This window comes from Massilia sp. CFBP 13721 (assembly GCF_014842025.1).
Taxonomy (GTDB): Bacteria; Pseudomonadota; Gammaproteobacteria; order Burkholderiales; family Burkholderiaceae_D; genus Telluria.
Genome location: NZ_JACYUY010000027.1, coordinates 26,182 through 45,648 on the forward strand (window position 1 = coordinate 26,182; position 19,467 = coordinate 45,648).

The window sequence follows — 19,467 nt, forward strand, 5'->3', positions numbered from 1 at the left end:
AACACTGCTGAATGTAATGACGACAGCCGGCCGCGCCGTCAGGCGGCCACATCGGCAACCTGCGCCGCAAGAAAGGCCGCATACGCATGGCGCAATCCGTCGCGCAGCGGCGTGCTGGCGCTCCACCCGAGGGCGCGCAGTTTCGATACGTCGAGCAGCTTGCGCGGCGTCCCGTCCGGCTTGCCGGCATCGAACACGATCCGTCCCTCGAAGCCGACGACTTCGCCCACCATGCAGGCCAGGTCGTGGATGCTGATATCGACGCCGGTGCCGACGTTGATGTGCGAATGCATCGGGTCGGTACTGGCCGCATAGGTCTCGGGCGCCAGGTTCATCACGTGGACACTGGCGGCGGCCATGTCGTCGACGTACATGAATTCGCGCATCGGCTTGCCGCTGCCCCAGATGACGACTTCGGCCGCCCCGTTCGCCTTGGCGTCGTGGAAGCGCCGCACCAGGGCCGGGATCACATGGCTGTTCTGCGGGTGGTAGTTGTCCCCCGGGCCGTACAGGTTGGTCGGCATCACGCTGCGGAAATCGGTACCGTACTGGCGGTTGTAGCTTTCGCACAGCTTGATGCCCGCGATCTTGGCCACGGCGTAGGGCTCGTTGGTGGGTTCGAGTCCGCCCTCCATCAGGTAGTCCTCGCGGATCGGCTGCTGCGCCAGGCGCGGATAGATGCACGAGGAGCCGAGGAACAGCAGGCGCCCCACGCCGGCGCGCCAGGCTTCATGCACGACATTTGCCTGCACCATCAGATTGTCGTAGATGAATTGCGCCGGATAGGTGTTGTTGGCATGGATGCCGCCTACCCTGGCCGCGGCCAGGTAGACCTGGTCGATGCGCTCGGCGCGAAAGAAGGCGCGCACCGCCGGCTGGTCGGTCAGTTCGAGTTCGGCGTGGGACCGCGTGACGATATGCGTGTGGCCGCGGGCGCGCAGGGCGCGCACGATGGCGGAGCCGACCAGGCCGCGATGACCGGCCACATAGATGCGGGGTTCTGGATGATTCACGCTTCCTCCGATCCGGTTGCAATATCGGTTGCAATATCGGTTGCAATGCGCATCATCGCGTGCATTGCTGTGCAAGCCTACCTGTCGTGTACCGCACGTCTCTTGACGGGCATCGCCGTTTTTCAGGGAACCAAAAACGCTTTCCGGTGACGTCGGACGCGCCGCCGCGCTCGAACGATCATCCTGGACCCTCTTCGGGCACGGGCGAAGCGGCGCTTCCCTTGGCGCAGCGTGTTTAAGCGACGATTAAGCGCTTTGCTTCAAAACGCGTTCTCTCGCGTCAAAATCACGCGCACTGTCTTTAAAATGATCCACAGGTCCAGCCACACCGACCAATTGCGCAGGTAGTCAAGGTCGTACTGGATGCGCGCTTCCATCCGGTCGAGGGTGGCGGTCTCGCCGCGTAAACCGTTTACCTGGGCCCACCCGGTGATGCCCGGTTTGACCTTGTGGCGCAGCATGTAGCCCTTGATCAGTTTCCTGTATTGCTCGTTGTGGGCGACGGCATGGGGGCGCGGACCGACGATGCTCATGCTTCCCTGCAGGACGTTGACGAACTGCGGCAATTCGTCGAGCGAGCTGCGGCGCAGGAAGCGACCGACCGGCGTCACCCGCGCGTCGTCGCGGCGCGCCTGTACGACCTCGCTGCCGTCGTCGAGGGTCCACATCGAACGGAATTTCCAGACCATGATCTCTTCGCCGTACAGGCCGTAGCGGCGCTGGCGGAAAATGACAGGCCCCGGCGAGGTGCACTTCACGGCCACGGCGATCGACAGCATCAGCGGCGCGAGCAGGACCAGGATGATGCTGCCGAACACGATGTCGCTGGCGCGCTTGATCATGCTGTTCATGCCCATGAAGGGTGTCTCGCGGATGGCGATGACGGGCATGCCGCCGACGTTGTCGAAGCGCGCCTGCATCAGGTCGAACACGTACACGTCGGGCAGGAAATACACCGAGGCCGTGGTGTCCTGCAATTCGTCGATGAGGTGGCGGATGCGCGGCTGGGCCGAGATCGGCTGGCTGATGAAGATCAGCTTGATGTTATTGCTGCGCACGTACGCGATCACGTCGCCGACCCCGCCCAGCACCGGATGGCGCAGGCCCGCTGGATGGCGCACCCTGGCGCGGTCGTCGAAGAAGCCGTGCATCTGCATGAACAGGTTCGGATGGTGCTCGCAGATGGCGGCGAACTTGGCGCCGACCTCGTTGGCGCCGACCACGATGACCGAGCGCACCTCGCTGCCGCGCACGGGCCGCCCCGCCGCCCGCCGCACCAGCAGGTGACTGGCCAGCAAGGCCGCCGGGGTGGCGATCGCCCAGGCCAGCAGCACGCGTTCGTCGTAATAATATTTGAGGCCGCTGGCCGAGCCGAGGAAGTACAGCACGCCGATCGTCACGCACCAGCCGAACACGATGTCGCGCGCATAGGCCAGCATGCGCCCGCTGCGCCAGGTGCGGTAGGGATCGATGTGCTGGTAGACCGCCGACGAAATGAAAAAGGCCAGGACCATCAGCACCAGCGAATAGCCCGAGAACGGTTCGCGCCAGGCGAGCGAGGACACGTACAGCGAACCCATGATGATCAGGGGGTCGAGCACGCGCTGGAAAAACGAGATGAGCGGAATGTCGTTGACCGTCATCGCATGTGACCGGCTCAGAATTGGACGCTGGCGTTGATGGCGAGCGTATTGGCCTTGAAGTCGCCGATGCCGAGCACGGGCGAGCCGCTGCGCGACTGATGCACCCAGGCCGCCGACAGCGTCAGCTTGCGCCGGACTTCCCAGCTTGCCTTGAGGCTGGCCGAGCGCAGCGTGTCGTCCAGACTGCCGGTGCCGGTAAAACCGTCGCGCGGATTGTAGTCGCGCCGTTCGTGGACGGCGTCGGCCTCGACCCGGATCTTGCCGGTGGCGTTCCAGGTCGCGCCCAGGCTGACGCCCTTGTTCAGCGTATAGCTGACGACCGGGCTTTCCAGCGGGGCGAAATCGCGCCACACCGAGGCGCGCCCGGTAAGTTTGCCGCCCGGGTCGTACAGCAGCGTAACGCGGCCATTGGCGCCGCTCGTGCGCCCGGCGCCGAACGAGGGCTGGCTGCGGCGCGCATAGCCGGCCAGTCCCTGCAGCGTGGTCGAGCCGCCGGCTTTCCAGTCGACCCGCGCCTTGATCTCTTCCTGCCGAAAATCGTCGGTGAGCACCCCTCCCGCGAACGGGCGCCGGTTCGGATAGCTGCCGTCGATGCGGCGCAGCACCAGGCCGACGGTGCTGCCGCTGCGTGCCAGGTAGCGCCCTTCGAGCTCGACGACGTCTTCGGTGCGGTCGTTGAAGGATTGGGCGGCCAGTTCGTAGTCGAAGCGGTCGCGCGACAGTGCGGTGCGTGCCTCCCAGCGCGGATGGAGCTTCCAGACGCCCTCGAAAAAGCTGCGCCGCCCCTTGCGCAGGTTGCGTTCGTCGCTGGGAAAATCGGTGTACGGCGCCGGCGTCTGCGCATGGGTAGCGCCGAGCTTGCCCGAGAAGCGGTTGCCGAGCTCCCAGTACCAGGTCGCCTGCAGGTCGCGGCCGTCGTAGTCGAGCTGGCGGAAATGGTCGAATTTTACTTTCGACAGCTTGGCGACGGCGAGCAGGCGCTGGCGCCGGATGGGCTTGTCGAGCACCGCGCCAAATTCGAAGGTGGTCCAGGAATCGGAACGTCGGCCGTCGAAGGCCGGTGCGCCGTCGGGGATGCGCAGCAGGTTGTCGTCGTGCGCCCAGCCGATGCGCCCGTACAGGTCGAGCGGGGTGCCGGGAATGGCCGCAGCTGGAACCGGAGCCAGACTCGCAATCAGGACGCCGGCCAGGAAAGCGAGCGGATGCAGGCAAATTCTCGACATGTCGTTCTTTCGAAAGGCATTGCTGGACCGGGGATGACTGCACCGCGTGACAACCACATTTCTGACCGCCGCCCACACGCATGAGTTCCGCCCGCGCGTTTGACGCAAGAAGATATGCGCATCGTTGCGCCGGCTAATGTTGGTCGGGTGATGGCGGCCTGGAACGGCGGCCGCGAAGATGGGGTCGGATGCAACGTGGCATGCAGCCGGTGGCGGGACGCAAGGCGCGTCCGCCGTCGATGAATTGTCTCGACCATCGCCCCGGGCCGAGGCCCGAGGCTGTACTACCTATGAGCGTCAGCCCTCGCCGCGCGAGCGCGCTTCGATCTTTTCCCAGCGCTCGAGGGCGTCGAGCAGCAGGTCGTCGATCTCGGCGTAGCGGGCGTTGATGCGGCGCGCGTCGGCCGGGTTGGTCTTGTAGAAGTCGGGCGCGTTGAGCTGGGCGGTGATGGCCGACTGTTCGTCCTCGAGCGAGGCGATCAGTTTCGGCAGTTCGTCCAGTTCGCGCTGTTCCTTGTAGCTGAGCTTGACCTTCTTGGCGGAAGCGTCGGCGGGCGCTTCTACGGCCTTGGCCGGCGCCTGCTTGGCGGCCGGGGCCGATGGCTGGGGTGCGGTCGCCTTGACGCGTTCCCAGTCGCTGTAGCCGCCCACGTATTCGCGCCACTGGCCCTGGCCTTCGGCGACGATCACCTGGGTCACGACGTTGTCGAGGAAGGTGCGGTCGTGGCTGACGAGGAAGACGGTGCCGGTGTACTCTTCGAGCAGCTCTTCGAGCAGTTCCAGGGTATCGATGTCGAGGTCGTTGGTCGGCTCGTCGAGCACCAGGCAGTTGGCCGGCTTGGCGAACAGGCGCGCCAGCAGCAGGCGGTTGCGCTCGCCGCCCGAGAGCGACTTGACCGGCGAACGGGCGCGTTCCGGCGCGAACAGGAAGTCGTTCAGGTACGTCATCACGTGCTTGCGCTGGCCGTTGACTTCAACCCAGTCGCTGCCTGGGGCGATGGTGTCGGCCAGGCTCGCTTCTTCGTTGAGCTGGGTGCGCATCTGGTCGAAGTAAGCCACGTTGAGCTTGGTGCCCAGGCGCGTGGTGCCGCTGTCGGCCGTTTCTTCGCCGAGGATGATCTTCAGCAGCGTGGTCTTGCCGGCGCCGTTCGGACCGATCAGGCCGACCTTGTCGCCACGCAGGATGGTGCCGCTGAAGTTGGAGACGATGACTTTTTCGCCGTACGACTTCGACACGTTCTCGAGTTCGGCGACGATCTTGCCCGAACGCTCGCCCATGCCGACGTCGAGCTTGATCTGGCCTTGGGTGTCGCGGCGTGCCACGCGTTGCAGGCGCAGCGCTTCCAGGCGGCGCACGCGGCCTTCGTCGCGCGTGCGGCGCGCCTGCACGCCTTTGCGGATCCAGACTTCTTCCTGGGCCAGGAACTTGTCGAACTTGGCGTTCTCGACTTCCTCGTTGGCCAGCAGTTCGCGCTTGCGTTCCTGATAGGTCGAGAAATTGCCGGGGAAGGACAGCAGCTTGCCGCGGTCGAGCTCGATGATGCGGGTGGCGACGTTGTCGAGGAAGCTGCGGTCGTGGGTAATGAACAGGACCGAGCCGCGGAAGTCGCGCAGCAAGCCTTCCAGCCACATGATCGATTTGAAATCGAGGTGGTTGGTCGGTTCGTCGAGCAGCAGCACGTCCGGCGCCGACACCAGCGCCACCGCCAGCGCGACGCGCTTTTGCATACCGCCCGACAGCGTGCCCATCTTCGCATCGGCGTTCAGCCCGAGGCGGTCGAGCGTGGTATCGACCTTGTTGCTGAGGTTCCAGCCATCGGTGGCGTCGAGCTTGACCTGGATGACGTGCATGCGCTCCATCAGCGCATCGTCGTCGCCCTGGCCGAACTGGCCGGTCAGTGCTTCGTATTCGGCCAGCATGCCCTGCAGTTCGCCCATGCCGGCAGCGACGGCGTCGAACACGGTCGACTCGGAGTCGAAAGTCGGTTCCTGTTCGACATAGGCGATTTTGATACCTTGCTGCATGACGAGCAGGCCGTCGTCGAGCTTGAAGCGCCCGGCGATGGTTTTCAGCAGCGACGACTTGCCGGTGCCGTTACGCCCGATCAGGCCGACGCGTTCGCCGGTTTCGAGGGAAAAGTCCGCGTGGTCGAGCAGCGCGACGTGACCGAACGCGAGTTGCGCGGACGAGAGGGAAATGACAGCCATAATCTTGTGAGGGAGCCACCCGCGGTGGTCTCACGAAAATCGTTGAGAGGGCGCGGTACGGCGGAAGAAGGTGAAAGAAGCCGCCATTGTACCGATTGCGGCGGCGACACTTCCAGGAGTCTTCCAAATTAGCTGGTTTCGCCCGCTATAATTGCACGCGGTTCACGATACCGGCCTGCCATGCAGGGCCCGCTCGCCGAACCGCAGGGTGCCGCCAGCGGCGGCATCCGCCTCTCCCGTTGCCGCCGGAGCCGTCTCGAGCAGCGCAGTGCGCGCTGCGAAGATGCTGCTTGCGAATCCTTGCACACTGACCGCCGCGTTGATATAGCGCTTGCGCGGCGCTGGCCAGGCGTGCGAACTGGCTGCCGTTCATCTCCATGGGAGCAAACAGGCGGGCAAGGAAGACCTACACGGAATGTTGAGGCAGGATGGGTTCAGTGGTATCGCCAGCGGGAATCGAACCCACATCTAAGTCTTAGGAGGACCTTGTACTATCCATTGTACGATGGCGACACACGAGCTGAATTATACAGGGATGGCAACTATCTGGGAACGCAGCTACCTCGGGAAGCTGCACGGAGGGCTGCATATCCAGCTCCCCGGAAAACGGAGTAAGGCAGAGGCCGTGTCTGAATGTGAGACCAGACCATTTCCGTATCAACGGCTTGGCTTTGCCTGCAACGTCGATCGAACTTGGGGCAATCAATACCTGGTCAACTGCGCTATGTATGCAAAACATATGCAAATCAGGAAAATCCAGGAAAATCGTCGCAGGCATCGCGCCCGCGACGAACTGGCCCTATCGCCGCAGCTTCACGGCGCTCTTGCCGTGGTTAATTCTTCATAACTGGGCAGATTGATGCCATCGACCAGGCCGGCCTCGTATTCTTCCCGAAGGCCATCGAGCATGTTTTCGTATTGGTCGATACTTTCCTGCATCTCGACCTGGTCGTCGATTTGTTCGGCGCTCAGATCGCCGTCTTCCAGCGCTTCCATTTCGCGTAATTCGCGCTTGATTGACATGATCTTGCCGGACAAGAGAGAAATAAAGATCGACAATTCTCGTTCGCTGATGTTGCGCATCGCTCTCTCCTCACGCCTCGAAATACAAGGATGCACGCTTGAGCTCAACCGCGCGTGCAATCGCGGAACGTGCGATATTGTCGAGCGCGCCCTCGTAGGCTGTTTGCGTCATGGCGTTAATGCAGCGTATCGAATAATGCGACTTGTCGCTGCCGGTTTGCTGGACATCCAGCCCTGCATCGATGCTCGTCCCCTCCGGCAAGAGAAAATAGTACCACCCGCGAAATCCGAACTTGCCGTGTTCCTTGGTCAGCGAGACACCCTCGCTCGGCTTGACGAACCTGCGCCTGCTATCCGGGTTGATATCGTCGACGCCCCTGACCCAGGTTTCTTCATCTTTGGTAAAGGTCGTGACGTCGGGCGCCCGAAAACTACTGTCTTTTCGGAAAAAACCGGCATAGTCCGGGTAAAGACTGCCTGCTCCCGTGTAGTTCGTTTTGATGTCAGCAGGCTTTTTTCGATTGCTTTTGCATGATCGGAATAAATCAAGTGTCAATGTAGCCATCATTGTCCTCAGGTAGATTCTGAAACACATGCGACGGGAATGATGCAAACCTATGCATCGAGGTTACCGCTTCGAACGGCAGTGAAACCGCGATTTACTATACGCCGGCCAATCGGCCACAACCACTGCGCTGATGAAAAAACGACATTGTCCGCGCGTTCGGGGCGTGCGAGCCCCTTCTCTCTTCCACGCTATCATCGCCATTCCCGAGCCTGTCTGGAGTATGCGATGTTCGAGTTCATTACCGAGTTCCTGGAAAAGAGCGGCTACCTGGGCGTGTTCGCGCTGATGGCACTGGAGAACATCTTTCCGCCGATTCCATCCGAAATGATCATGCCTTTCGCCGGCTTCGTGGTCGCGCGCGGCGACTTGAACCTGGTGGGCGTGCTGCTGGCCGGCACGGCCGGTTCGGTGGCGGGCGCCCTGCCCTGGTATTACGCGGCCAAGGTGTACGGCTGCGAACGCCTCAAGCGCATTGCCGGCGGCAGCCACGCGCGCTGGCTGACGGTCACGCCAGACGACATCGACACCGCGCTGGAATCGTTCCGCAAGCATGGGCGCAAGGCGGTGCTGTTCGGGCGCCTGATCCCCGCCGTGCGTACGCTGATTTCGGTCCCGGCGGGTTTGGGTAACATGTCGTTGGGGCAGTTTTTGCTGTACTCGAGCATTGGTTCGCTGGCCTGGACCGGCTTGCTGACGGCGGCCGGTTTCCTGCTAGAAAATAATTACAAGGAAGTGGCGACCTATGTCGATCCGGTGTCGAAGGCCGTTCTCGGCGCCATGCTGGCCTGGTACCTGTACCGCGTGATCACCTGGCGCAAGCCGGCCCAGGCCGGCAGCCGCAAGCAGGAAGCCGAGATGAACTGAAGCGAACGTCAGGCGCCGCTGCCGCGCTCCAGGGCAACCGCCTGGGAAGCGACCGCCGCGCGCGCGGCTTGCAAGGCGTGCGCCACCGTGACGGCTTCGGGAGCCGCTTCGGCGCGCGCCAGCCCGGTCGCCGCGCGGCGCAGGCCGAGCATGACGCAGCCTTCGCGCAGCCGGCGCAGACGGTCCAGCGCCGCGACCGCATCGCCTGCCGCCAGGGCGGCGTCGACGGCCGCGCCCGCCTCCTGCAGTTGCCGCGCCAGCCCGCCCAGGTAAAGCGCCAGGCGCGCGCCGTCGATGCCGAGGCGGCGCAGGCTGGCCGCCGGCGTGTCGTCGTCCTCGAGCGCCATCAGGTGCGGGCGCACCCCCTCGATCCGGAACGGTTTCGTGACGTAAGCATTGGCGCCCAGCGCCGCGGCTTCGCCGATGGTCTCGGCGTCGTTGGCCGCCGACACCAGCACGAACGGCAGGACGGCCAGGCCGGGCGCGGCGCGCACCCGCGCCAGCAGCTCGACGCCCGACAGGCCGGGCATGCGCAGGTCGCAAAACACGATTGCAGGCAGGTGTCCCAGCGTCTGCCACGCCTGCAGCTGGCGCCAGGCGTCGGCGCCATCCTCGGCTTCTAGGATCTCGTAGTTGCCGCAATTGTCGACCAGATGCATCAGCATCATGCGCGACACCACGTCGTCGTCGACCACCAGCACTTTCATCGCCGCCATCGTCATCTTCGGTAAGTCGTTGCTCTGAAGAATATTATAGGACGCTTCCCCGGATCAGGCCGGAAGCCGTTCAAACGTGCCGAGGGTGGCTTCGAGCCGCGGCAGTGCGGCGGCGAGTTCGGCCAGCCGGCCGTGGCCGAGCGCCGCTTCGAGGGCCGCGCACAGGTTGGCCAGTTCGAACGCGCCCAGGTGGGCGGCGCTGCCGCGCAGTCCGTGCAGCAGGCGCGCGCAGGCAGCGCTGTCGCCGCCGTCCAGGGCCGCGCGCAGTTCGGCGCGGCGCCGCGGCAGGTCGGCGGCAAACGCCGCGCGCATGCGCGCCTGCAGGACCGCGCCCGGGTCCGTAGCCGCCGGCGCGGGCGCCGTGTCCACATCCGCCACGCCAAACATGGCGTCGAGTTCGGCCGTTGTTGGCACAAAGGCGGGGACAGATGCGGGCACAGAGGCAGGAACAGAGGCGAACACTGGGGCCGGTCCGGCGACCGGCAAGGACTGCAGCGGCGGCAACGCGATGCCGCGCTGCAGCTGGCGTTCGATGGCGTGGCCGAGTTGATGGTGCAGCGCCGCTTCGTCGATCGGCTTGGCCAGGAAGCCGTCCATGCCGCAAGCGAGATAGCGGTCGCGGTCCTCGTCGCTGGCGTTGGCGGTGAGCGCGACGATCATCACGTGCTGGTCGAGCACCGGCGCGTCGAGGGTGCCGCCGGCGCGGATCAGGCGCGTGGCGGTGGCGCCGTCGATCTCGGGCATGCGCCCATCCATCAGGACGATGTCGAAGCGGGTGCGCGCGCAGGCCGCCACCGCCAGCGCGCCGTTCTCGACGATCTCGATCTGGTGGCCCATCTCCTCGACCATCATGCGCGCGATGATCTGGTTGGTGGCGAAGTCCTCGGCGCACAGCACGCGCAGGCGGTGGGTGTGCGGCGTGCGCGGCGCATGCGTGCGCGTCGGCGGTTCGACGCCGTCGGGCAGCGGCAGCACGAAGCTGAAGGTACTGCCCTCGCCCTCCTTGCTGGTCACGCCGATGGCGCCCCCCATCAGCTCCACCAGTTGGCGGCAGATCGCCAGGCCGAGGCCGGTGCCGCCATAACGGCGCGTGGTGGTGGTATCGGCCTGTTCGAACTTGTTAAACAGGCGCGGCAGGGCACTGGACATGATACCGATTCCGGTGTCTTGCACCGAAAAACGTATCATGTGCTGCGCCTCCACAGTCTGGTCTTCAAGCCGGCGCTCGACGCGCAGCGTGACCTGCCCGCTCGGCGTGAATTTAAAGGCATTCCCGAGCAGGTTGATCAATACCTGGCGCAGGCGCGTCGGGTCGCCCACCACGAAGCGCGGCAAGTCGTCGGCCAGGTCGATCGCGAAGCCGACGCTGTGCGCGGCCGCCTGTTCGCCGAACAGACCGGCCACGTTGCCGATCGCGGCATCGAGCGCGAAGTCGATGTTTTCGATGGTGAGCTTGCCGGCCTCGATCTTGGAAAAATCGAGCAGGTCGTTGATGATGGCCAGCAGCGACTGGGCATTCGCCTGGCCGCGCGCGATCTGCTCGCGCGTGCTCTCGCGCACGCCGCCGTCGCGCAGGGCGAAGCCGAGCATGCCGATCACGCCGGCCAGCGGCGTGCGCATCTCGTGGCTCATGTTGGCCAGGAATTCGGATTTCTGGCGCGCCGCGTCCTCGGCGCGCTGCTTGGCCAGTTGCAGGCGCTGCTCGTTGTCGTACAGGGCGCGGTTGGCCGCGGCCAGTTCGTCGGTGTTGCGGCGCACCGCGCGTTCGCTTTGGCGCAGTTCCTCGGTCTGGCGCTCGAGCAGGCGGTTCTGCTGGGCGATCTCCTCGGTGCGCGCCTCGACCTGGCGCTCCAGGCGCAGCTTCTGGCGCGACAGGCCGCGCACGCGCAGCGCATAGCCGGCGTAACCGGCGCCGAGCAGGAGGAACACCGCAGCGCCGCGGAACCACCAGGTGCCCCACACCGGCGGCTCGATCGTGATCGCCAGCTCGGCCGGCGTCTCGCTCCAGACGCCGTCCTTGTTGGCGGCGCGCACCCGGAACACGTACTGGCCCGGGTCGAGGTTGGTGTAGGTTGCGAAGCGTTTGTCGGCGTCGGCGTTGACCCAGCCCTGGTCGAAGCCCTCGAGTTTATAGGCGAAGCGGTTGCGCTTCGGGGCGGCGTAATGCAGAGCCGAGAACTCGAGCGAGAACACCGAGTGCCTGGACGACAGCGTGAGCGCGCGCGCACTCTCGACGGGTCCGTTCAACAGGTCCGGGTAGGCCTGCTGGATGGGCCGGTTGAAGACCTGGATGCCGGTGATCACCGCGCGCGGCGCGATGGCGTTGTGGCGCAGCCCCTTCGGGTCGAAGGCGGTAATGCCGTTGAAGCCGCCGAAGTATAAGGTGCCGTCAGGCGCGCGCACGCCGGCGCTGTCGAAATAGGCGCCGTCGATGGTGCCGTCGGCCGCGGTATAACTGCGCCAGCTGTTCGCAGCCGGGTCGAAGCGCGACAGGCCGTTGTTGGTACTGATCCAGATGATGCCGTCGCGGTCTTCCAGGATCGCCGCCACCGGATCGTCGACCAGGCCGTCGCGCGTGGTGTAGCGCACGAAGCTGACCGAGCCGTCGGCGGCGGTCACCATCTTGTTCAGGCCGACCGCGGTGCCGACCCAGACGTTGCCGTGGCGGTCTTCCAGCAGCGCGTGGACTTCGTCGTGGCTGATGCTGGTGGCGTTGTACGGATCGTGGCGGAAGTGGCGGAAGCGCTTGTTGGCGCGGTCGAGCAGGTCGAGGCCGTTGAAGGTGCCGATCCAGAGCCGGCCGCGCCGGTCTTCCAGCACCGGGCGCACGCTGTTGTCCGAGAGGCTGGCCTGGCGCGCCGGGTCGTGGCGCCAGGATTCGAGCGCACCGGTGCGCGGCTCCATCCGGTGCAGCCCGCCGCGCGTCGAGACCCAGACCGCGCCGTCGCGCCCGAGCGTCAGCGCGCGCACGTTGTTGGCGTTGACGTCGCCCGGCACCAGCACCCGCCGCGTAAAACGTCCGCTGGCGACGTCGAAGCGGGTAATGCCGGTACGTCCGCCGATCCAGACGATGCCGTCGCGGTCGCGCACGACGGCATTGACCGACGAGTCGATCAGGCTGTTCGGATTGGCGGGTTCGTGGCGCCAGCTGCGGTAGGCGTCAAGCCCGGTCCTGGCCGGATCGAACAGTTGCAGGGTGCTGGCGCTGGCCAGCCAGAGCCGGCCGCTGCCGTCGTTGTCGAGGCCGCGCACGCGGTTGTCCGCGGGTATTCCCGCACCGTCGTGTTCGCGCAGGATGCGCGCGAAACCGCCGCTGGCGAGGTCGACGTGCGAGACGCCGCCATACCAGGTGCCGACCCAGAAGGTGCCGACGCGGTCGCGCAATAGCGAGGAGATGTGATCGTCCCCCAGGCTGTGCTTGTCCGTGACGACGTGGCGCCTGGCCTCGAAGCGGTCGTGCGCCGCATCCCAGCGGTACAGGCCGTCGTCGTGGCCGCCGACCCAGACCCCGCCCTTGCCGTCGTCGTACAGGGCCGCGATCCAGACCTGCGGGATGCCGTCGGCCGGGCCATAGCGTTTGGACGGCGCCCCCGCCGCCAGCGGCTTGCGTTCGAGCCCGCTCAAGAGGCCGATCCAGAGGTTGTCGGTGGCGTCCACCAGCAGCGCCTGCACCGCCTGGTTCCCCTGGGCGATCAGCGTGTGGTGTCCGAAGCCTTGCCTGGCCGGGTCGAAACTGTCGACGCCGGCGCCGGTGCCGATCCAGAGGCGGCCACGGCGGTCGAGGGCCAGGGCGTTGATGTCGTCGCTGGACAGGCTGTCCGGGTCGCCCGGAACGTGGTGCCAGGTCGTGAAGCGCCCGCTGGCGATGTCGAAATGCTGCAGGCCGTCGGCGGTGGCCAGCCATAGGCCATCCTTGCCGTCCTCGGCGATCGCGCGCACGTGGCGGTTGCCGTTGCCGCGCCGGGCCGGTTCGTCCGGCAGGTAATGGCGAAACGCCTGGGCGGTGGCGTCGTACAGGTCGAGGCCGCCATCGGTGCCGATCCACAGGCGCCCCTTCTTGTCCACGTGCAGCACGCGCACCCAGTTGTTGCCGAGCGTGGCGGGGTCGCCGACGGCGTTACGGAAATTCACGAAGCGGTAGCCGTCGAAGCGCGACAGGCCGTATTGGGTGCCGAACCACATGAAGCCGTCGCGGTCCTGGGCCATCGCCAGCACCGATTCCTGGGCCAGGCCATCTTCGACACTGAGGTGCTCGAAACGCAGGGTCGGCGCCGGCGCGGCCGAAGCCGGCGCGCCGCAGCAGACGGCCAGCAGCAGTAGCGCCGGCAACAGCGTCTTCAGGAAGCGGGCGGCGAAGGAAAGGGGTGTCGGTTGAAATTCCACCCCGTAAGCTTATCAAACAAAACAAAGCCTTAAGGCAATTATTGTCCTTCTGGCCAGCCTTAATCGCCTTTCGCCACCCCTTCGCGTCGCGGATCCGCACCACCGAACCAGTACGGCTCGCCGTGGATCGGCAGGCGCATGATGCCGTGCAAGCCGGAATTCTGTTCGCTCTGGCGCACCGCGTGGCCGCGCGCTTTCAGCGCATCGACGGTCGACTGCGGGAAGCGCCCCGCTTCCAGTTCGGTCGGGCCGTTACGGCTGCCAAAGTTCGGCAAGGCGATCGCCTGCTGCACGTTCAGGCCCCAGTCGAGCGTCCCGACCAGCACCTTGGCCACGTAGTTGATGATCGCCGGTCCGCCGGGCGAGCCGACCGCCAGCACCAGTTGCCCGGTCTTCTTGTCGAACACGACGGTGGGCGACATGGCGCTGCGTGGACGCTTGCCCGGCTCGACCCGGTTCGCGATCGGACCGTTGGCATCCTTCGAATCGAAGGAAAAGTCGGTCAGCTGGTTGTTCAGGATGAAGCCGTCGACCATCTGGCGCGAGCCGAATGCGTCTTCGACCGTCGTGGTCATGGACAGGCCGGCGCCGTGGCTGTCGACCACCACCAGGTGCGAGGTCGAGGGCGTTTCGATGGCGTTGTCGCGGCCCCAGGCCACCTCTAACCCGAGCGGATTGCCGGCCGGCGCTTCGCCCATCGAACGTTCGCCGACCAGGGCCGCGCGCTTGGCCAGATAGGCCTTGTCGATCAGGGCCGGCAGGCCGCGCCCCGGCAGCGGGACGAAATCGGTGTCGGCGGCATAGCGGTTGCGGTCGGCATAGGCCAGGCGTCCGACTTCCGAGAACAGGTGCACGGCATCCGGTCCCGGCACGCCGTTCGCCGGGGCCAGTTTGGCCATGTCGCGCGTTTCGAACATGCCCAGCATCTGGGCCACGGCAATGCCGCCCGAGGATGGCGGCGGCATGCCGCACACGGTGTAGACGCGGTAGTCGCTGCAGACCGGCTCGCGCACCTTGGGACGGTAGTCGGCGATGTCTTTCGCCGTCAGGAGCCCGGGATTGGTCGGGTGCGCCTTGACCTTGGCGGCGATGTCGCGCGCGATGTGGCCTTTGTAGAACGCGTCGGCGCCGCCCGCGGCGATCTCGCGCAGGGTTTTCGCCAGCGCCGGGTTTTTCAGCACGTGCCCGACCGGCCACGGCTGGCCTTTGGCATCGTAGAAATAGGCCAGCGCCGCCGGGTCCTTGCGGATGTGCGCATCCCAGGTCAGCAAGCCGTTCAGGCGCGGGCTGACCGCGAAGCCGCGTTCGGACAGGCGGATGGCCGGCGCGAACAGGGTTTTCCACGGCAGCTTGCCGTGCTGCTTGTGGGCCAGCTCGAGCATGCGCAGCACGCCCGGGGCGCCGACCGAACGGCCGCCGACCACACCGGTCGTGCGCGACACCGGCGTGCCGTCCGGGTTCTGGAACAGGTGTTCGTCCGCCGCTTTCGGCGCCGTCTCGCGGCCGTCGAAGGCTTGCACCTTCTTGCCGTCGTAATGCACCAGGAAGGCGCCGCCGCCAATGCCCGAACTTTGCGGCTCGACCAGGGTCAGTACCAGTTGGGCGGCGATGGCGGCATCGATCGCCGTGCCGCCCTGTTTGAGGATCTCGTAGCCGGCCTCGACCGCCAGCGGATTGGCGGCGGCCACCATGTACTTGCGTGCGGCCCAGCCGGCTTTTTCGGTGTAGCCGGTGGCGATTTCGGGGGCGCGCTGGGCAGTGTCCTGGGCCAGTACGACAGCAGATGGGGTGGCGAGCGCCAGCAGTAGCGCCGCGCCGGCGAGGGTGTTCAACTTGGTCATCGAATCTCCAAAAGCAAAACGGGCGTGCGAGGTGTCCGCACGCCCGATACCGTTGGCATCCTACATCAAATTGTCGAACGGCTCATTCCACCAATTACTTTGGTTGCATGCGGATGGCGCCGTCCAGACGGATCGTTTCGCCATTCAGCATCACGTTTTCGATGATCGCCTTGGCCAGGTGCGCGTATTCCTTCGGCATGCCGAGGCGCGGTGGGAACGGGACCATCTTGCCGAGCGAATCGCGCACTTCCTGCGGCATGCCCATCAGCATTGGGGTCTCGAAGATGCCCGGGGCGATCGTCATCACGCGGATGCCGCTGCGCGCCAGGTCGCGCGCCATCGGCAGCGTCATGCCGGCCACGGCCGCTTTCGAGGAACCGTAAGCCGCCTGCCCGATCTGGCCATCGAAGGCGGCCACCGAGGCGGTATTGATGATGATGCCGCGCTCGCCGTATTCGGCGCCTTCGGTGTTGCCCATCGCTTCGGCCGCCAGGCGCGACATGTTGAAGGTGCCGACCAGGTTGATGTTCACGGCGCGCTGGAACACGTCCAACGGGTGCGGGCCATCCTTGCCGACGGTTTTGACGGCCGGCGCCACGCCGGCGCAATTGACCAGGCCGCGCAGCGTGCCCATGGCCACGGCCGCGGCCACGACCGCCTGGCCGTCGGCTTCGGAGGTCACGTCGCACTTGACGAACTGGCCGTTCAGCTCGTTTGCCAGCGCGGTGCCGGCCTCGACCTGCACGTCGGCGATGACGACCTTGCCGCCCGCTTCCGTCATCATGCGCGCTGTAGCCGCTCCCAAGCCCGACGCGCCGCCGGTGATGATGAACACATTGTTCTGAATTTGCATGGTTTTCCCTTTTCGCTTTGTCCGGTCGTTTTGACGTTTACGTTAACGTCAACCTGCAGATTGTAGCGAATTTTTGGAGGGAAAAACCATGGTTGTCGTAAAAGCGTTGGGGCCGGCAGAACGATGCACAGACAGGTAGGGTGGGCGGCTAGACCCCTTCGGCTTGCGAACCAGCAGCGTTTGCGCCGCCCACGCGTTCAGCCAGCCAAAGATTCGTCGCGACATTTCAGAATGTGGTTGAACGCGTGGGCGGCATTCAGGCAGCAAGCGTGCATGCACCTGGGTATAGCCGCCCACCCTACCGGTCTGGGCATCTTTCTTGGAAAATTCGTTTTATCTGACTGGCATCCGGTTCAAAAGCATTGCATCGTATTGCCACTACGCGTACAGAGCCGTCCCTGGCTATTGACGGCCGCATTGCCGCCCCCGGTGTTATAGGTCGTGCCATTAGTATCGGTACAGGTGCCCCCCAGGCAGCTGTTGATCTGCGCCGGACCAGGCACGATCGCGGTCGGCTGGGCCGGCGGCCGTGCGGCCAGCGGTGGCGCGCCCGGCACGACTGCCGGCACGACGTCGACGCGTTGCGGCGCCGAGCGGCGTGCGCTGCGGTTGGCGCCTCGCTTCTGCTCCTTCGCTTTGCCGGCCTTGGCCGGGTCTGTCGGCTGCGGCGCCGGACGGGCCGAGGGATCGACCTCGAGCGCGCGGCCGGTTGGCGCGGCGCCGGCTTTTTCTTCCTGCGCCTGCGGGGTCTGTTCCGGCTGGGCGCCCGGTTCGGATTTCAGCGGCTGCGGATGCAGCACCGGGCCATAGCTGGGACCGGTTGGAGCGGGAACAGGGGTGGTCCGGGGAGCCGGGGCCGGTGTTTGCGCCTGCGCCTCTGCCTGCCTTGCCGCGGTGCTGGCCGCCAGTGCCACCAGCAGGGCCAGTGCGATCTGGACGGCGCGTAGCGGCTTCGAATGTTTCGCGTGCTTCATGTTCGCCTCCATTGGCGGCTGATTCATGGAACCATTATCTGCCGCCGTGGCCGTGCATGGCGCGCGCCTTCGTGCGCTGGCCGCCACCGGTGCCGTGTCATGTTTGCGTCAGTTTTCCGGGTTACGCTGGTTTTCGAAGCGCCCGCCGAGGCGCCGACAACAATTGGAGACGGCAATGCAGACGGTCCAGGAACTCTACGAAGCCAGGCGCGGCAGCGCCCTCGATGCGCTGGTGCACCTGCGCGACGACGACATGATCATCGTGCCGACCGGCGTCGGCGAACCGCCGACCCTGCTCACCGCACTGTCGAACGAACGCACGCGCTGGCGCAACGTGCGCGTGGCGCAGATCCTGGCGATGCGCAAATACGGCTACTTTGACCAGGACACGGCGCAGCACGTGCGCCACGCCGCCCTCTTCTTCGGCGGCGCCTCGCGCGCCAGCGGCCAGGGCGGCTGGTGCGATTTCATCCCGAACTATTTTTCCGAAATTCCCACCCTGATCGAGCGCGGCCTGATGCCGGCCGACGTCGTCTTCGCGATGGCCTCGAGCATGAACGCGCAAGGCTATTTTGCCCTCAGCCTGGGCGCCGACTACACCATGGCGGCGCTCGCCAGGGCGCGCGTCGTGGTGCTGGAGGTCAATCCGAACGTGCCTTTCGCCCATGGCAACTGCCACGTCCATATTTCGCAGGTAACGGGCCTGGTCGAAAGCAGCGAGCCGATCCTCGAAGTCGGCCTGCCAGCCATCGGTCCGGTGCAGGAAGCGATCGGCAAGTACGTGGCCGACATGATCGAAGACGGCTCGACCCTGCAGATCGGCTATGGCGGCATCCCGGATGCGGTGGTGATGCAGCTGACTCATAAGCACGACCTCGGCGTGCACACCGAAATGATCGGCGACGGCATCCTGACGCTGGTCGAATGCGGGGCCGTGACCAACCGCCGCAAAACGCTGCTGCCGGGGAAGATGGTGGCGACCTTCGCGCTCGGCTCGCGCCGCCTGTACGACTTCATGCACCACAATCCGATGCTGGAAATGCACCCGTCGAATTTTACCAACGACCCGTACATCGCCGGCCAGAACGACAAGCTCGTCTCGATCAATGCCAGCCTGCAGGTCGACCTGCTCGGCCAGTGCGGCAGCGAGAGCATTGCCCACCTGCCCTATTCCGGCACCGGCGGCCAGGTTGACTTCGTGCGCGCCGCCAACCGCTCGCGCGGCGGCAAGTCCTTCATCGTGCTGCCCTCCACCGCCAAGGACGGCACGATTTCGCGCATCGTGCCGACGCTCACGCCCGGCACCCACGCCACCACCAGCAAGAACGACGTCAATTACGTTGTCACCGAATACGGCGTAGCCCAGCTGCGCGGCAAATCGGCAAAACAGCGGGCGCAGGAACTGATTGCCATCGCGCACCCGGATTTCCGCGCCGAATTGCGGGCCGAGGCGAACCGGATGTGCGTGTTCTGAACGTCTGTGCTGAATGCCTGCGCCAACCGGGCGATCAGTAATGGTCGGAAACGCGCGGCAAGCGCGAGTGTTGCGTGCCATGATGACCTCCTCAGCAGGCTTGAATACAGGAGGAAAGATGAGCAACAGCATCAAGATCGAAGAACATGACCACCTGCGCGGAAAGCGTGATGCCGAGGTCGTCCTCGTCGAATACGGCGATTTCCAGTGCCCTTATTGCGCAAGGGCCCATGCGGCGCTGAGCGAGCTGATGCGCCGGCATGGCGGACGCGTGGCCCTGGTCTACCGCCACCTGCCGCTGGTCGACCTGCACCCCTTCGCCTTCGCCGCGGCGCAAGCGGCCGAGGCTGCCGGTGCGCAGGGCAAGTTCTGGGAGATGCACGACGCCCTGTTCGAGAACCAGGGCATGTTCGACGAAGACGCCTTGCCGGCGGTGGCGTCCAGCCTGGGCCTGGATGCGCAGCGTTTTGCGCGCGAGTTCGACGAAGGCAAGCACGCCGGTCGGGTCGAGGCGGATGCCGAGGGGGGCCGCGCGCTGGGGGCGCATGGGACGCCGACCTTCTTCATCAATGGCAAGCGCTATCACGGGGATTCGGATCATGCGTCGCTGGCGAAGGCGATCGAGGAAGCGCTGGGCGATGCCTGAGGCGGCAGGCTCCAGCGCTCACTCTTGCCACTGACCGT

At 65.5% G+C, this 19,467-nt stretch carries 14 protein-coding genes and 1 tRNA gene; 3 read left to right on the forward strand and 12 right to left on the reverse strand.

From position 1 onward, the window contains the following. Positions 1-38: 38 nt before the first annotated feature. The 7 genes from fcl to IFT60_RS21430 form a co-directional block, all read right to left on the reverse strand. Positions 39-1,013, reverse strand: coding sequence for a GDP-L-fucose synthase (gene fcl, locus IFT60_RS21400; protein ID WP_192055480.1), 975 nt, complete (start codon positions 1,011-1,013; stop codon positions 39-41). 260 nt (positions 1,014-1,273) lie between these two features. Then, complete coding sequence (locus IFT60_RS21405; RefSeq protein WP_192055482.1) at positions 1,274-2,656, reverse strand: undecaprenyl-phosphate glucose phosphotransferase; 1,383 nt, start codon at positions 2,654-2,656, stop codon at positions 1,274-1,276. A gap of 14 nt (positions 2,657-2,670) precedes the next feature. Continuing rightward, a complete protein-coding gene (gene epsL / locus IFT60_RS21410) occupies positions 2,671-3,879 on the reverse strand; it encodes an XrtB/PEP-CTERM-associated polysaccharide biosynthesis outer membrane protein EpsL (protein WP_192055485.1) in 1,209 nt (402 codons plus the stop codon). 297 nt (positions 3,880-4,176) lie between these two features. Then, entirely contained in the window at positions 4,177-6,087 is a 1,911-nt protein-coding gene (locus IFT60_RS21415; protein WP_192055487.1) for an ATP-binding cassette domain-containing protein, read from the reverse strand. Positions 6,088-6,525: 438 nt separating this feature from the next. Continuing rightward, positions 6,526-6,600, reverse strand: a tRNA-Arg gene (locus IFT60_RS21420). Positions 6,601-6,900: 300 nt separating this feature from the next. After that, positions 6,901-7,170, reverse strand: a complete 270-nt coding sequence (locus IFT60_RS21425) for a hypothetical protein (protein ID WP_192055489.1) — start codon at positions 7,168-7,170, stop codon at positions 6,901-6,903. A gap of 10 nt (positions 7,171-7,180) precedes the next feature. Next, a complete protein-coding gene (locus tag IFT60_RS21430) occupies positions 7,181-7,678 on the reverse strand; it encodes a Tse2 family ADP-ribosyltransferase toxin (protein ID WP_192088000.1) in 498 nt (165 codons plus the stop codon). 225 nt (positions 7,679-7,903) lie between these two features. Between IFT60_RS21430 and IFT60_RS21435 the strand changes: the two genes are divergently transcribed. Beyond that, the gene (locus IFT60_RS21435) at positions 7,904-8,542 is read left to right on the forward strand and encodes a DedA family protein (protein ID WP_192055493.1); all 639 of its coding nucleotides are present in this window, start codon (positions 7,904-7,906) and stop codon (positions 8,540-8,542) included. A gap of 8 nt (positions 8,543-8,550) precedes the next feature. On the opposite strand, the gene IFT60_RS21440 is transcribed toward IFT60_RS21435, so the two are convergent. The 5 genes from IFT60_RS21440 to IFT60_RS21460 form a co-directional block, all read right to left on the reverse strand. Beyond that, entirely contained in the window at positions 8,551-9,258 is a 708-nt protein-coding gene (locus IFT60_RS21440; RefSeq protein ID WP_229511065.1) for a response regulator, read from the reverse strand. A 54-nt stretch (positions 9,259-9,312) separates the two neighbouring features. After that, positions 9,313-13,641: a hybrid sensor histidine kinase/response regulator gene (locus IFT60_RS21445; RefSeq protein WP_374001089.1), complete on the reverse strand. Its 4,329-nt coding sequence runs from the start codon at positions 13,639-13,641 to the stop codon at positions 9,313-9,315. A gap of 59 nt (positions 13,642-13,700) precedes the next feature. Next, entirely contained in the window at positions 13,701-15,482 is a 1,782-nt protein-coding gene (gene ggt, locus IFT60_RS21450; protein ID WP_192055495.1) for a gamma-glutamyltransferase, read from the reverse strand. Positions 15,483-15,576: 94 nt separating this feature from the next. Beyond that, positions 15,577-16,335, reverse strand: a complete 759-nt coding sequence (locus tag IFT60_RS21455; protein WP_192055497.1) for a 3-hydroxyacyl-CoA dehydrogenase — start codon at positions 16,333-16,335, stop codon at positions 15,577-15,579. Positions 16,336-16,688: 353 nt separating this feature from the next. Next, positions 16,689-17,309, reverse strand: a complete 621-nt coding sequence (locus tag IFT60_RS21460) for a hypothetical protein (RefSeq protein WP_192055499.1) — start codon at positions 17,307-17,309, stop codon at positions 16,689-16,691. A 175-nt stretch (positions 17,310-17,484) separates the two neighbouring features. Between IFT60_RS21460 and IFT60_RS21465 the strand changes: the two genes are divergently transcribed. Both IFT60_RS21465 and IFT60_RS21470 read left to right on the forward strand, forming a co-directional pair. Beyond that, positions 17,485-18,783 (forward strand): acetyl-CoA hydrolase/transferase family protein, encoded by a 1,299-nt coding sequence (locus tag IFT60_RS21465; protein ID WP_192055501.1) that lies wholly within the window; start codon positions 17,485-17,487, stop codon positions 18,781-18,783. A 118-nt stretch (positions 18,784-18,901) separates the two neighbouring features. Next, complete coding sequence (locus IFT60_RS21470) at positions 18,902-19,429, forward strand: DsbA family protein (RefSeq protein WP_192055503.1); 528 nt, start codon at positions 18,902-18,904, stop codon at positions 19,427-19,429. Positions 19,430-19,467: the final 38 nt, after the last annotated feature.

What these genes read in the sequence shown, in the direction of transcription:
- IFT60_RS21405 (WP_192055482.1), bottom strand. Translation starts at nt 2,656, where the DNA reads ATGACGGTCAACGACATTCCGCTCATCTCGTTTTTCCAGCGCGTGCTC.
- epsL (WP_192055485.1), bottom strand. Translation starts at nt 3,879, where the DNA reads ATGTCGAGAATTTGCCTGCATCCGCTCGCTTTCCTGGCCGGCGTCCTG.
- IFT60_RS21415 (WP_192055487.1), bottom strand. Translation starts at nt 6,087, where the DNA reads ATGGCTGTCATTTCCCTCTCGTCCGCGCAACTCGCGTTCGGTCACGTC.
- IFT60_RS21425 (WP_192055489.1), bottom strand. Translation starts at nt 7,170, where the DNA reads ATGCGCAACATCAGCGAACGAGAATTGTCGATCTTTATTTCTCTCTTG.
- IFT60_RS21430 (WP_192088000.1), bottom strand. Translation starts at nt 7,678, where the DNA reads ATGATGGCTACATTGACACTTGATTTATTCCGATCATGCAAAAGCAAT.
- IFT60_RS21435 (WP_192055493.1), top strand. Translation starts at nt 7,904, where the DNA reads ATGTTCGAGTTCATTACCGAGTTCCTGGAAAAGAGCGGCTACCTGGGC.
- IFT60_RS21440 (WP_229511065.1), bottom strand. Translation starts at nt 9,258, where the DNA reads ATGGCGGCGATGAAAGTGCTGGTGGTCGACGACGACGTGGTGTCGCGC.
- ggt (WP_192055495.1), bottom strand. Translation starts at nt 15,482, where the DNA reads ATGACCAAGTTGAACACCCTCGCCGGCGCGGCGCTACTGCTGGCGCTC.
- IFT60_RS21455 (WP_192055497.1), bottom strand. Translation starts at nt 16,335, where the DNA reads ATGCAAATTCAGAACAATGTGTTCATCATCACCGGCGGCGCGTCGGGC.
- IFT60_RS21460 (WP_192055499.1), bottom strand. Translation starts at nt 17,309, where the DNA reads ATGAAGCACGCGAAACATTCGAAGCCGCTACGCGCCGTCCAGATCGCA.
- IFT60_RS21465 (WP_192055501.1), top strand. Translation starts at nt 17,485, where the DNA reads ATGCAGACGGTCCAGGAACTCTACGAAGCCAGGCGCGGCAGCGCCCTC.
- IFT60_RS21470 (WP_192055503.1), top strand. Translation starts at nt 18,902, where the DNA reads ATGAGCAACAGCATCAAGATCGAAGAACATGACCACCTGCGCGGAAAG.